We start from the raw sequence: 13309 nt of genomic DNA on the forward strand, positions 1-13309 counted from the left end.
GGCTGGCAAAGGATTGGGAAAGGTCCATCGCGTCATCCACCGCATGGGCCCTCATCGCCTCAATCCGCATGCTCACGCGCAGAACCGCAAGATACTGTCAAATTTGATCAACTTCTGAATCGGGCTCTGAGGCCGCAATCCGCTTTGAGCCGTTGACCGCGCGCTATCTGCTGGACATCGAGGTTCAGCCCAGCCAGCGCATGCAGTTGGGCAGACCCGCGCTGCTGACGTATGATGAGGCGGCCGCGACAGCGGCGGCGGGTGAAAGCTGGGCAGTTATTGACGGCCAGCGCGTGGTGGCTGCGTATGGTCTGGTCGAAACCTATCCGGGTCGCCAGGCTGTCGCCTGGGCATTCTTTGCTGAAAATTTGAGCAAAGTGCATCTTGCGCTGAGCCGCCATGCGCGCGCGCGGATCGCGGCCAGTTCGCTGCGCCGGATTGAGGCCGTGGCCCTGGCCGACCAAAGCGCGCGCACGTTGGAGCAAGCGCTGGCGCGGCCGACGGCGGCAATGCGCTGGGCCATGATGGTGGGGCTGCAGCCGCATTGCCTGCTGCGTGAATACGGCGGCGCGGGCGAAACCATGGTGTTCTTCGAAAGGATCGCACCATGACAGCCATGGGCAACATGCTGCCAGTAGCGGGGCAATTGTTTCAGGGCATGGCAGGCTATTCCGCCGGGCGGCGAAATGCTGCCGCCTATGCGGTGGCAGCGCAGAATGCCACCGAAACCGGCGTGGCCGAAGAGGCGCGGGTACGCGCATCGGTGCGTGCGGCGATCGGTGATCAGATTGCCGGGCAATGGTCCAACGGCATGGAAGGTGGCACGGGCAGCGCGATCGATGCGGTTCGGGAAAGCATGATCCAGGGCGCGATGGACGCGCTGACCGTGCGCCGCGACGCGACGATGAAGGCGCAATCTTATGAGGCGCAAGCGGCCAACGCAAAAGCCGAAGGCGCCAACAGCCTGTTGTCCGGCCTGATCGGTGGTGCGGCAAAAGCATGGACGGCCCAACAGGATTGGGCCGTGGCGCGCGCGGGCACGATCGCGCCCGGAACCGCCAAAGCGGGCATGGTGGGTGACGGCACCAACATGACCGGCGCGATTTCGCGGGTGGGTACGTATTGATGGCGGCCGAGCAGGGATATTCGGCACAGATCATGCCGTCTGCCGGACCAGGGCCGGTGCTGACCAGCCCGGCGGCGATGGGCTCTGGCGTGGGTGCCGCACTGGAAGGTGCGGGCGATGCGGTGCACGCCAGCCAGCTGCGCGCGTATCAGGTGCAGCGCGAGCAGGACCGGCAATCGCAGGCAGCGGATTTCTATCACAAGCTGGCGCAGACCCAACAGGCCAACGATGCGCTGGTGCAGCAGTTGCGCAGCGGTGCCGAACCGGGCGGCGCGGGCCATGTGCAGAACGTTGCGGCCGCGTTGGAAAAGCAAGGGCAGGATCTGTTCGGTGGGATTACCGAACAATCGGTGATGCAGGCGGCGCGCCAGCAGTGGGAAAGCTATGCCACCGGCATGGTGCGCGGGGCGCAGGACTGGGCCGAAGGGCAGCGCATCGGCAAGACGGTGAGTGACAGCCTGAACACCGTGAACGTGACGGTAAACCGGCTGATGCATACCGATGACCCGCAGGCACTGGCGCAGACGCTGGCGCTGTTTGAAAATCAGGCGGCGCACATGCCGGTGCCGCCCGACGTGCGCGACAAGTTCCTGCGCAACGCGCGCGAGCAGGCGGCGCTGGCCGATTTGGCGGGCAAGAGCGCGCGCGATCCGCAGGCGGCAAGCGCGCTGCTGGACCAGGGGCTTTACGATAGTCTGCTGAGCCCCGAACAACGCGATCAGGCGGCGCGGGAAAATGCGGTGGCGGTGAGCCGAGCAGATGCACTGGTGCGCCAACAGCAAGCCGCCGGGCTGGCACAGGCGCGCGAAATGGTGGCGACGGCCAAGGCGCAGATCGCCAATGGTGATACGATTGATGCAGCGACGTTGGCGCAGGCGCGCGACGCGCTGCGGGCATCGGGCGATACCTCGACGGCGGAAAGCGCCAATGGGCTGATCGCGCAAGACCAGTTTGCCAAACAGTACCTTGGCCAGACGCCATTGCAGATGAACAACCGGTTGGCGGTGTTGCAGGCCAAGGATAACCGCACGAAGAGCGAAAACCTTGAACTGAACTATCTGCAAAGCGCCGCGCCGGGGCGGGCAAGTGCGTTCCGTGAGGACAGCGCCGGATACTTTGCCCGGTATGGCACCGGCAATCTGGTGCCGCCGCCGTTGAACCTGGCCGATCCGCAATCGGTACAGGCGCGGGTGGCATGGAACCGGCGCGTCAGCGGAGCCGCAGGCCAGCAGATCAACGTGCTGACCAAAGATGAAGCGTGGTCGCTGCAGCAGGCAGCGCAGCAAGGCGCTGCAGGGCGCCAGTCCGTGCTGGCATCGCTTGACGCCATTCCCGATCAGGAACGTTATCAGGCGGCCATGCAGATCATGCCGGGCGACGCCGGGTTTCGGCATGAATCTCAGCTTTCGCCCGAAGTGCGCCGCTATGTGTTTGAGGGGCGCGAAGTCCTGAAGGCCAACGTGGCGTTTTTGAAGCCGGATACCAAGACGATGACTGGCGTGCAGGCAAGCCGGTTGCTGGGTGTGCTGGGCGCGGAATTGCAGAAAAGTCTGGGCCAGATGGACCCTGCCGATCTGGAAGCGGTGAAGCGATCGGCAGGCGAATGGCTGGCGGGCAATCTTTCAGGCCATAGCCGCGCTGCCGACAGCCTGACGCCGTGGGATATCCGGCAGGCAGCAACGTATGCTCTTGGCGGAAAATTCATGGATGGCCGCCAGTATGGCGGATTGGGCCGGTGGCACGGCGATAACGTGTTCGTGGTGCCGGAAAGCATGAGCGAGATGGACTTTGTGACAGCGGTCTATCGCGATCGCTGGGCCAAGTTTCACGCAGGACACGGCCCGACCATGGCGTTGGAAAATGCGCATCCGGTGTGGATCGGGCCAGCCAAGTATCGCTGGGAAACCGCAGCGGGGCGGACCGTGCGCGACGTGCACGGGCATGATTTCATCACCGATCTGGGCGGCGGGCAATGAGCGTTCTGTCGATCATGCAGCCACGCCAGAGCGAGCCGATGAACCGGCCCGCTGCAACGGGCAGCGATCTGGACGTGGTGAAATCGAAAGGCTGGCTGGATAGCGCGGGATCGGCGGCCAATACCACGGTCGACGAAGTGCCGGTGGTGCAGCAGCAGCGCATAACGGGCGCCTATGCCCCGGTGGTGGCCGAGATGGCGCGCGCGCAAGGCAAGTGGGCGTACTTTGCCTATGCCGATCCGGTCAAGGCGGCGTGGGCGCTGTTGCCGGGGGCAAATCCGGATATCAAGGATTACGACGCGCTGTGGCAAGATATGGACGCCATGGCCAAGGCCGGGACGCTGCCCGATGCGTTGAAGCCGATCTATGCGCAAGGGCGCGATGCCTTTGAAAGTGGCGTGTTGTCCCGGCAAGGCGCGCACCAGCGCGACCAGATCATTGCGGCAACCGGCCCAGCCAGCGCGCGACTGGCGGGCGGGCTGCTGGGCGGCTTTGCCGATCCGACGATGACCGGGCTGGCGATAGCGACCGGCGGTGCATCGCGCGGACTGAGCGTTGGCAGGGCCATCCTGATTGAAGGGTTGACCAATGCCGGAATTGCCGCCGTGACGATGCCCGCCAATATCGAGGCGCGCGCGCGATTGGGCGAAGATACCAGCTTTGGCGATGGGGCGGCGCAGATCGGCACCGCGTTTCTGTTCGGTGCGGCGGCGGGCACATTGACCCGAGGCGTGGGCGCCGGGATGCGCGCGGGGCAGCGGGCGTTCGGATCGGTGGACGGGGCTAATCCGTGGGCGGTGGCCAAAGCCTTTGCCAAGGCAGTGCCTGAAGAACTGCGCACCCCCGATCAGGCGGCGGCGCTGCACGTGATCGGGCGCGATGAAGAGGTGATGGGGCAAAGCCCGTTTGAGCCGGGCGCAACGGGTGATGATGCCCATGCCGCGCGGATCAACGCGGCGCAGCGCACGGTGGCGGGCAGCATTTCCGGGGATGCCGATGCCGCCGCAGCGTATGAAGCGGCGGTGCGGCGGGTGGAAAGTGGGGGCAACCCCAATGCGCAAGCGGCGACATCGAGCGCATCGGGGGTGTTCGGGTTCACCAACGGCACATGGATTGCCATGTACCGCAAGGAATTTCCGCGTTCGACGCTGCCCGATGCGGCGGTGCTGGAACTAAAAGGCGATGCGGCGGTGCAAAGCCGCCTGTTCAAGCGGTTGACCCGCGACAACATTGGCGTGCTGGAACGCCAAGGCCTGCCCAGCGATCAGGGCAACCTGTATGTGATGCACCATCTGGGCGCTGGCGATGGGCCAAAGGTGCTGCATGCCGATCCGGCCACGCCGCTGGACCAGATCCTGTCCCCCGCCGTGATCGCCGCAAACCCGCATATGCGCGGGATGACGGCGGGCGAATTTGTAAGCTGGGCGCGGCGGCGGGTGGGCGGACAGGCCAATGCCGTGGTTGCGGCGGGTGAAGATGATGCGGTGGCGGCGATCAGCCATGAAATGGCGGTGCTGGACGCGGAACAGGCCACGCTGAACGCGCGGGCGCAGCAAGGCGAACCGGATAGCGCACTGGTGCCCGATGGTCCGCCTGCGCCGGTGGAGGCACCGCCGCTGAACAAGGCCGATCTGGACCGGGCGGCGCGCACTGCCGACCCGGCCACGCTGCGCGACTATGACGCGCTGAAAATCCGGCGCGAGCTTGACCGTGATCTACTGGAACGCATCGGGGCCGAGCGCACCAACTTGCCGCAAGCGCAGGAACTGCGCGACCGCATCGCCACGATTTTGGGCAAAGTGAACAACGTCGAAAGCCGGTTGACCAAGGCGCAAGTCGCGCGGTTGGAAGAGGCGCAGTCCAGTCTGAACAGTCTGCTGACCAGCGACACGCCGTACATGCAGATGGTGCGGCAGCGGCTGCTGGCCAATGACATCAAGATGCGCGATCTGGCGCCAAAAGTTTCGGAAGCCTATCGCCGGGCTGTGGACATGGCCCCGGTGGTGCTGCCTGAACGGCCCGCTGCGCCGCCATTACGGCGTGACCTGTTTGCAAGCGAGGAAGCGCGCCATGCGGCGCAGGCGCAAGTAAATGCCGAGGCGCGGGCGCGCGCAGCGCGTGGTGCGGGCGATGGTCAGGCGGCTCCGGAGGCGCCGCAAGCGGGCGGTCAGCCGCAAGCCGATAGGGTGACCGCGCCACCACCTTCGGATGCGGGACGCCCAGCATCCTCTGCTGCAAAATCTACCGTTCCCATGACAGCGCCCGAACTGGCGCAACCGGTGCCGATGCCCGATGCGGTGGCGCAGCGGTTTGCCGATCCGGCGGCGGCGGATGCGGCGGCGCAAGGGCATAGCATGACGCACGATGTGCAAGCGGCGGTGGATGCCGGGCACTATCCCGGCGTGGTGTTCGATACTGGCGAGGTTGAGACGGCGGCGCAGGCGCTGGCACGACTTGACGATGATGACACGGCGCTGGCGACGCTGCGGGGGTGCCTGTGATGGGCTACATCCGGAATTTGCCAGCACAGAGGTCAGAGGTGATCATGTGCCGGTTCGTCATCCATAAACCACTCGGTAAATGCGGGTTCGCATTTGGCGATCAAAATGCCTTGCCATCCGTTTGCGGGATGGCGGTAAACCGGCATCCACGCAACCAGGTCTCCTGGCAAAACTCGCCCAAACCTAAGGTGATGGGGCACACGATGAACGGCGCGATGGTGGAGGCGGAGCTGCTGGCGCACCTGCTGGACCTGCTGAACGACGAAGCCGTGAAGGTGGTGGTGCCGCACCGCATGGCCGCCAATGACGAGGACGACGAACCATGACGTTCCGCGTGTGCCTTGCCCAGTTGCAGGCCGATGGCAAGATCGGCCGCGAGCGCGCGGAGCGGTTCGCGGCCGAGTTCGACCGGCTGCGCGGGGTGTACCGCAAGAGCATGAGCGAGGCAGCCGCCGACGATCTGGCCACGCGCGACGCCATGGATGCGCTGGAATGGCAGGCGCTGACCGACCGGCGACAGAAGATGATGCAGATCCGCACGCAACAGGGACTGCTGGAAAAGGCGCAGGCGCATGTGGAAGGTGGAGGGTCGGCCAAGCACTTTGCCATTGCGGTGATGGACCATCACGAGGCGGTATCCGGCCTGCCATCGGTCGAAAATACCAAGGGTGCGATCTGGCGACTGGCATGGAGCCGGATGGGTGATTTCATGGAGCGCTACAAGCGCGACATGCTGGGCCGGGTAGGCAATGCGCCAGAGCTGGACGATGTGGTGCGCGAGTTGCGCGGCGAGGCCACCGGCAACGATAACGCGCGTGAAATGGCCGCGGCTGTGGGTGACACGATGGAATGGCTACGCCAGCAATTCAATGCAGCAGGCGGCGCGATTCCCAAGCTGAAAGATTGGGGCCTGCCGCAAAGCCATGATGCGCTGGCGGTGGCGCAAGCGGGATACGATGCCTGGCGCGCTGACATCCTGCCCCGGCTTGACTGGCAAAACATGATCGATGCCACGACCAACAAGCCGTTCCCAAGCGCAGAGGCGCTGGAACCGGCGCTGGAACAGGCATGGCGCAACATCAGCAGTGAAGGCATGGACAATGCCACGCCCGGCGCAATCAACGGCCGGGGCAAGTTTGCCAATCGCCACACCGATCACCGCTTCTTTGTGTTCAAGTCGGCCGACGACTGGCTTGCGTACAACCAGCGGTTTGGCACCGGGAATGTGTTCGACGCGATCACCGGCCATATCGGCAGCATGAGCCGCGACATTGCCGCCATGCGCGTGCTGGGGCCGAATCCGGCGGCCACAGTGCGCTGGCTGGGCGACGTGCTGCGCAAGGATGCGCTGCCCACGGTGGCGCTGAATGACGATGTGGTGAAACTGGGCAGCGATGCCGGGCGCGGCGCGAAAATCCTGACCGATCTGTGGGATTACTACGCCGGGAACATGACCGCGATCGCGCCGGAAAATCGCAGCACCGCCCGCTTTTTTAGCGGCGTGCGCAACTGGAACGTGATGAGCAAGCTGGGCAGCGCGGCGCTGTCTGCCATGCCGACCGATCCGATGTTTAGCGGGATGACCGCAAAGTTCAACGGGTTGCCGGTGATGGATACGGCGGCCACCTGGTTGCGCACGTTCAATCCGGCCGATGCTGGCCATCGCGACGCGGCGCTGCATGCCGGGCTGGTTTTTGCCGAGATGACCGGGCGCGCCGAACAGATGTGGCGCGATGGCCAGTTCAACATGCACGAATTCACCCGGCGCGGAGCCAATGCGCTGCTGGAAACCACGCTGCTGACGCCGCACACGGTGGCGGCCAAGCAGGCGATCGGCCTTTCGTTCATGAAAGACTGGGCTGAGAACGCCGACAGCGCCTTTGTCGATCTGGCCGAGCCGAAGCGGCAGGCGCTGGAACGGTATGGCATCGATGCGGCCGACTGGGACCGGCTGCGCGGCACCGGGGCGGTGGAGCAAGGCAGCGTGCGCTTGCTGCGCCCGGCCGATCTGGCGCGCAGCGATGTAGCGGGCGGGCTGGACAGCGCGGTCAAATTCATGAGCCTGATCGATAGCGAAACCAAGTTCGGTGTGCCGGGCGAAAGCCTGCGCGCGCAGGCGGCGGTGGCGACGATGGGGCATTCCACCCGGATCGAGCGTGGCACGATCGGAGGCGAACTGCTGCATTCGGCGACACAGTTCAAGACCTATTCCGTAGTGTGGATGATGACGCACCTTGAGCGCGCGCTGTATGGCCGAGGTGGGATCAGTCGCATGCAATATGCACTGACGCTGCCGATTTTCCTGACCATCGGCGGGTACATTGCCGACAGCCTGATCGACCTGTCACGCGGTGAGACACCATCGCCCGATCTGACGCCGCTGCGGCTTGGCCGGGCGATGGTGCGCGGCGGTGGCCTTGGCATTCTGGGCGACATCGCATCGCAAAGTATGGCGGGCCAGCAAGGGCGCACCACGGGCGGTGTGACGGGCTTTCTGGTCGGCCCGACGCTGGGCGCGGTGGCCGATCCGATCGCCGCGCTGACGCTGGGCAATATCGGTGAGGCAAGCAGCGGTAAGGACATGCATCTGGGCAGCGAGCTCGTGCGGCAGGCGCGCCAGGCGGTGCCGGGAAGCAATGCCTGGTATGCGCGCGTGGCGATGAACCGTCTGGTGATGGACCAGCTGCAAACGCTGGCCGATCCAAACTATCGCCAAAGTTTCCAGCGCATCGAGCGCGCGGCGGCCGAGCGGGGCAGCGGATACTGGTGGGCCCCGGGCCAGACTGCGCCGGACTTTAGTGGCGCCAATCCGGCTGCGCCCCAGCAACAGGAGACGATGCAATGACCGTGGCTGCAATCACACCGCTGGCGCAGTACATCGAGGACGGCACCACGATGACGTTCAGTGCGCCGTTCCGGTATCTGGACACGGCCGATTTGATCGTGACGCGGATCGTGCACGACACCGCCACGTTGCTGGTGCTGGGCACCGATTATACCGCGACGGCCGGGCCGACCGATGCCGGTGGAAACGTCACGCTGTCGACCACGGTGCCCGATGCGAAACTGCGCATCGGGCGCAAGACGGCGCGGCGCCAGCAAAGCGACTTTGAAAACACCGTCCGCTTTCCGGCGGCCACCGTGGAGGTTGCCTATGATCGCAACATCCTGATCGCGCAGGAACAGGATGTGCAATTGCGCGCGGCGCTGCAGGTGCCGGCGGGTGAGACGGCGCCGCCAGTCGGATCGCTGTCCGGTGCGATCGACGGCACGGTGCTGGGCTTTGTCAGCGGGCAACTGGTGCCGGTGGCCAATACCAGCGCAGCAAGCGCGCAGGCGGTGGCCGACGCGGAAGCGGCGCGCGATCTGTCGCTGGCCTATTCCGGCAGTTCGCTGGCGCAGGCATATATCTCGACAACGCAGGCGGAGCTCTCTGCCGCGAGCGCGTCGTCCTCTGCTACCAGTGCCAGTCAGTCGCAACTATATGCCGCCGCCGCGCAAGCGATCATGTCGGGAAGGTTCTTCGCCAACACGACGGACCCGCTGACGAATGGCGTTCTGGGGCTGGCCATGACGGCCAACGGGTCTACTGGAACAAACGGAACTTTCACCGGCACGTTCACGGGCGGCGGTGGCGCCGGAGCGCAGTTCCGATTCGTTGTTGCGGCTAATGCGGTCGTCCCGGCGTCGATTGTCATCACGAACAAAGGATCGGGCTACACGTCGACGCCGACGCCTGTGTTTTCGGCATCTACCGGACTGGCCGGAACCGCCGCAACTGTCACCACCGGCCCGCTGACCACATCGGGCGACTATCTGGTGGTCGAGGGGTCGGGCGGCACGTTCGCGGCGCTTTACAAGAACGTCGCGGGGGTAATCCAGTCGGAAGGCCTGTCTTTCCCGAGCAAGGCGGCGCTCGACAATGCGATTGCCTCGCTGTTTTATGCGGCGCCAGCGGTCACGGTCAACGGGCGCAAAGTGCAGCCAACAGTCATGTCCTACGACAGGTACGTGTCTGAGGGGATTTATCTTGATACCATGGCGCAGTACCGCCCGCTTGAGCTTGATCCGACCAATGCGGTGGCGCTGGCAAAGAATTATTACAACGTGCCACCTATCACCTTCGGCGGGCGTCAATTGCAGCCGATCGCCATGTCGTTCGACCGCTATGTCACGCTGGGAACCTATTCGGACACGGGTGAAATCTACGCGCCGGGCATTTCCGGTGGCGCTACGGACCGCAGCCTCATGCAGGTCAATCAGACGCCAACGGGCTTTTCGATCTTTATCGCAGGCGCAGTAACACGCTGGACAGAATATGTGTTCCTCCACGAAACAGGAACGGCCTCGGGTGGGGCCTATGACGTTTGGCACCTAAAGGGTGCGTGGGACACGGCGCTGACTGGCTTTGCCCCAAGCCGACAGCAGCAACTTCTACGTTCTGACGCAGAAGTTGAGACGGCTGTTTGGGCCACGGCGGCAGGGGCCAGCAATTTCGTCGGCGGCGCCGTTCATGGCGCGCAGGTGCTGTCGTCTGCGGTCATGCTTGTTGACGGGAAGGTCACGTCGCTCAATCAAACCGCCAGCTACACGGCCCGGCGCATCGAGGTATTCCAGCAGTCCGTGCTTTACGCTTATGGGTCCGGCAACTCGGTCAAGCTCCTCGACCTCTACACCCGTTGGGTTTTTGAAGGTGGCGACATTCGGATCGGTTTTGCGGTCCAGTGGCCTGCCAGCCCCGCACAAGTACAGCAGACCTACTTTGGCATTCTGCCTGTGTTCCGCACTCAGGGTAGCGGACCTTCTGGCGCGGGTAGCGCGGTTGAAATCGTGACCACTGGCCGCAGGTCGCCGCTTTTTCTGCCCGAAGATCTGTCCACGTCGGGCTATACCGAAGTCGATACGACCGCCGAAGAAATGATCGGCTACGGCGCGGGCGGATATGAGTTCCGCCTGAGGAAAACACGCGGGTGGACGTATTCAGGGCGGCTTTCGTATTACGCGCCGACAGTCCAAAACAAGTTCTATCAGAACGTGTACGGACCTAATTATACGCCCGTCGCAAATCAGTTGGATTGGTTCGAAAGCGTCATTTCCATCTACAATCCTTATTAAGGAGCGGTTGCATGTCTACTGGACCCACGCTTTTTTTGCCCACCGTCCTCGGTAATCCGTCACTTCCTCGGGTGCCATACGACGTCAGTCTTCGGCCACTCGAATTTGAAAAGGACGTGACCAATCACTACCTTTTCGACAGTAGCGACAATACTTGTCTGACAGGCGGATATGGCGGTGCCCTCACGCCCAATGGCGCTGCGCCTATCTACACCGGCGCGCTCGCTAACACGCCCCCCGCTGGTGGTACCTACCTGAAAGTGGCCGACGGCGGCATGAATGGGCTTATTACCCCCTACGCCGAGCAGGACACGCAAACTCAGTGGGTCGTCGTGCGAAAGGATGCGCTAACCGGCAGCTTCACCGACATTATCTTGTTCGGAACGTTCAGTTCAGCCGACACCACGAGCGGCCACATGGCCTATCTGCAAGGCGGCATGTTCGATGTGTCGCGGACCAGCGGTGGCAATTCGACTTCGGCCCAGCTCGCTTCGACGGCGGCACCGCCAGTCAACACCACCTGGCTTTTTGTGGCCGTGGCAACCGCGCCTGGATCGCGAATGACCTATGTCGGCGGCATTGGGACACAAACCGATACCCCGACCAAAATCAGCAGCATCCGCAATAATGCGATCGGCAATGCGTTTTTCAGCGTGGCGGCGTGGCAGCAAGGTCCGCGCGTGGCCGAATATGGCCTGGTTCTTGGCTCCAAATTGTCGCAAGCGGCCCTCGATCAGATTTATGGGCGCGCCAAGGTCCGCATGACCGACCGTGGCGTCCCGCTTTTCTGAGTCCAATCCGAAGGAAAATGACATGGCGTCCGCACCGATCCCTTCGGCGCCCACCACTCCCTCGCGGCCGGAGATATTCGACCACGGCATGGTCGGCGATCACTTGCTGGGCATCCAAGGCGGCGTGGCCGGTACGCTGTACTCGCCGGTGCCGCTGAGCTTCGGCGATCTTGGCTTTCTGGATGCGGCATGATGGGCGGGCCGCATCCTCACACACCTTCGCATCAGGAGCTGGGCCAGCGAATGGAGACGATCGAGCGCCGCCTGGACGAGGTTCTCAACGCGGTGAACGGCATGCGCAGCGAGGTTGCCGACGTGAAAGCCGACGTCGCCGAAACGCGCGAGATCGTGAAGGCGTGGGAAGCGGTCAAGACCGGAACGAAGTTTGTCAAATGGCTGGGTGCGCTTGCGGCGGCCGTCGCGGCGATCGCGCTGGCCGCCAAAGCCGGATGGCACATGCTGTTCAAGTAATCGATTTCAGGAAAGGAATGCACAATGCCGATCGTCGGAAAGCAATTGGGCACCGTGGCTCTTCGCGACAATGGTGACGGAACGCCTCTAGTTCCGCTGGCGGACAATGATCCGCAGGGCATGGCCTATTCGTACGTTACGCTGAACGTCACACCAGCGGCAAGTCCGACCGATATCCTGACCATCGGCGGTTCGGCCACCAAACTGGTGAAAGTGCGGCAAGTCCTGTTGAGCGGATCGGCCACGGCCGCTACCAACATCCTGCCCACGCTGGTGCGACGATCGACCGCCAACACCGGCGGTACGGCGACGACGCCCTCATTCCTGCCTCGTGATACCGGCGACCCGGCCGCCACGGCCGCCCTAAAGCTGTGGAGCGTCAATCCGGTCGCTCTGGGTACTTTGGTCGGTCAGATTGATGGCGGCCGCCTGAACCTCGCCCCGGCGGCAAATGGCGGCATCGATCGACTGTTGTTCCAGTTCGGGTGGCTGAACGACAAGCCGATCGTGCTGCGAGGCGTCAACGACTTCGTGTGCCTCAACCTGGGCGGGGCTGCCATTGCCAACACCCCGCTACTCGATATTTCGATCATGATCACGGAAGAGTGAGTGAATGCGGGGGCAAGGATTAAGCGGAAGGATCAAGACATGAACATCAAGAAATTCCTCGCGTGGCTGAAGGCGCGCGCGCTCGAACGGTCGACCTATCTGGGCATTGCCGCAATTGCAGGTGCCGTCGGCGCGCAAAAGCTTGGCGTGCAGATCGGGCAAATTGGTGAGGCGGTTACCCTGATCGCTGGGACCGGTCTGGCGGCCGCCACCACTTCGCCCCCCGGCCCGGCCAGCGTGATCGGTGATGTGGTAGGCGGCATCACGCCCAATTGATCGGCGCCTGACAGGTAGGGCGAATCGCGCCATCTGACACTGAAACCCGCCTGGCTGAACGCACTGGCGGGTTTCTTGTTGGAATTCCAACATTGGATGATGTTGGAACGATTAGGAAAACCAACGCGTAAGCAATTGAAAACATGGTCGGGGAGACAAGATTCGAACTTGCGACCCTCTGCTCCCAAAGCAAGGATGTATTGTTATATAACAAGTGCTTACGCGTAAACCGATGGCAGAAGCACCCGTTACCCGTCAATATCTTGCAAGGACCGGGTAAACCAAGCCAGTCCAAGCCCTATGCACCGGAACGGACCAAAGTTTATCGGCGTGATGCGCAATACGACACTCATGTGACTGGACATGTAGGAGAAATATCGGAATGTGATGCTTCTGTTTTCGATCAATCGGGGGCCAAAATGACTTCGTTTGCAGACGCTCATA

The 13309-nt window shown here is 63.3% G+C and carries 12 protein-coding genes and 1 pseudogene; all 13 read left to right on the forward strand.

All coding sequences use genetic code 11. The annotated features are described in order from the left end of the window. Positions 1-107, forward strand: a pseudogene (locus LDN95_RS14905) (IS5/IS1182 family transposase); the annotation flags it as partial. A gap of 45 nt (positions 108-152) precedes the next feature. Beyond that, complete coding sequence (locus tag LDN95_RS14910; RefSeq protein WP_226018388.1) at positions 153-611, forward strand: hypothetical protein; 459 nt, start codon at positions 153-155, stop codon at positions 609-611. Next, positions 608-1126 carry a hypothetical protein gene (locus tag LDN95_RS14915; RefSeq protein WP_226018389.1) on the forward strand — a complete coding sequence of 173 codons (519 nt, stop codon included), beginning with the start codon at positions 608-610 and terminating at the stop codon, positions 1124-1126. The genes LDN95_RS14910 and LDN95_RS14915 overlap by 4 nt, the downstream gene beginning before the upstream one ends. Before the next feature lie 32 nt (positions 1127-1158). Continuing rightward, positions 1159-3102, forward strand: a complete 1944-nt coding sequence (locus tag LDN95_RS14920; protein ID WP_226018390.1) for a hypothetical protein — start codon at positions 1159-1161, stop codon at positions 3100-3102. Continuing rightward, positions 3099-5603, forward strand: a complete 2505-nt coding sequence (locus LDN95_RS14925; RefSeq protein WP_226018391.1) for a hypothetical protein — start codon at positions 3099-3101, stop codon at positions 5601-5603. Before LDN95_RS14920 ends, LDN95_RS14925 begins: the two co-directional genes overlap by 4 nt. After that, entirely contained in the window at positions 5603-5929 is a 327-nt protein-coding gene (locus tag LDN95_RS14930; protein WP_226018392.1) for a hypothetical protein, read from the forward strand. Before LDN95_RS14925 ends, LDN95_RS14930 begins: the two co-directional genes overlap by 1 nt. Then, positions 5926-8448 (forward strand): hypothetical protein, encoded by a 2523-nt coding sequence (locus LDN95_RS14935; protein WP_226018393.1) that lies wholly within the window; start codon positions 5926-5928, stop codon positions 8446-8448. The genes LDN95_RS14930 and LDN95_RS14935 overlap by 4 nt, the downstream gene beginning before the upstream one ends. Then, positions 8445-10718 (forward strand): hypothetical protein, encoded by a 2274-nt coding sequence (locus LDN95_RS14940; protein WP_226018394.1) that lies wholly within the window; start codon positions 8445-8447, stop codon positions 10716-10718. Before LDN95_RS14935 ends, LDN95_RS14940 begins: the two co-directional genes overlap by 4 nt. An 11-nt stretch (positions 10719-10729) precedes the next feature. Further along, positions 10730-11509 (forward strand): hypothetical protein, encoded by a 780-nt coding sequence (locus LDN95_RS14945; protein WP_226018395.1) that lies wholly within the window; start codon positions 10730-10732, stop codon positions 11507-11509. A gap of 22 nt (positions 11510-11531) precedes the next feature. Then, complete coding sequence (locus tag LDN95_RS14950; RefSeq protein WP_226018396.1) at positions 11532-11702, forward strand: hypothetical protein; 171 nt, start codon at positions 11532-11534, stop codon at positions 11700-11702. Then, positions 11699-11980 (forward strand): DUF1664 domain-containing protein, encoded by a 282-nt coding sequence (locus tag LDN95_RS14955; RefSeq protein ID WP_226018397.1) that lies wholly within the window; start codon positions 11699-11701, stop codon positions 11978-11980. The genes LDN95_RS14950 and LDN95_RS14955 overlap by 4 nt, the downstream gene beginning before the upstream one ends. Before the next feature lie 24 nt (positions 11981-12004). Further along, positions 12005-12589 (forward strand): hypothetical protein, encoded by a 585-nt coding sequence (locus LDN95_RS14960; protein WP_226018398.1) that lies wholly within the window; start codon positions 12005-12007, stop codon positions 12587-12589. 39 nt (positions 12590-12628) lie between these two features. Then, complete coding sequence (locus LDN95_RS14965) at positions 12629-12865, forward strand: hypothetical protein (RefSeq protein WP_226018399.1); 237 nt, start codon at positions 12629-12631, stop codon at positions 12863-12865. Positions 12866-13309: the final 444 nt, after the last annotated feature.

This window comes from Novosphingobium sp. FKTRR1, assembly GCF_020404405.1.
Lineage (GTDB): Bacteria > Pseudomonadota > Alphaproteobacteria > Sphingomonadales > Sphingomonadaceae > Novosphingobium.

Excerpts from the sequence above, each read along its gene's own strand:
- LDN95_RS14925 (WP_226018391.1), top strand. The coding sequence starts at position 3,099 with ATGAGCGTTCTGTCGATCATGCAGCCACGCCAGAGCGAGCCGATGAAC.
- LDN95_RS14945 (WP_226018395.1), top strand. The coding sequence starts at position 10,730 with ATGTCTACTGGACCCACGCTTTTTTTGCCCACCGTCCTCGGTAATCCG.
- LDN95_RS14930 (WP_226018392.1), top strand. The coding sequence starts at position 5,603 with ATGGGCTACATCCGGAATTTGCCAGCACAGAGGTCAGAGGTGATCATG.
- LDN95_RS14965 (WP_226018399.1), top strand. The coding sequence starts at position 12,629 with ATGAACATCAAGAAATTCCTCGCGTGGCTGAAGGCGCGCGCGCTCGAA.
- LDN95_RS14940 (WP_226018394.1), top strand. The coding sequence starts at position 8,445 with ATGACCGTGGCTGCAATCACACCGCTGGCGCAGTACATCGAGGACGGC.
- LDN95_RS14950 (WP_226018396.1), top strand. The coding sequence starts at position 11,532 with ATGGCGTCCGCACCGATCCCTTCGGCGCCCACCACTCCCTCGCGGCCG.
- LDN95_RS14920 (WP_226018390.1), top strand. The coding sequence starts at position 1,159 with ATGCCGTCTGCCGGACCAGGGCCGGTGCTGACCAGCCCGGCGGCGATG.
- LDN95_RS14915 (WP_226018389.1), top strand. The coding sequence starts at position 608 with ATGACAGCCATGGGCAACATGCTGCCAGTAGCGGGGCAATTGTTTCAG.
- LDN95_RS14935 (WP_226018393.1), top strand. The coding sequence starts at position 5,926 with ATGACGTTCCGCGTGTGCCTTGCCCAGTTGCAGGCCGATGGCAAGATC.
- LDN95_RS14955 (WP_226018397.1), top strand. The coding sequence starts at position 11,699 with ATGATGGGCGGGCCGCATCCTCACACACCTTCGCATCAGGAGCTGGGC.
- LDN95_RS14960 (WP_226018398.1), top strand. The coding sequence starts at position 12,005 with ATGCCGATCGTCGGAAAGCAATTGGGCACCGTGGCTCTTCGCGACAAT.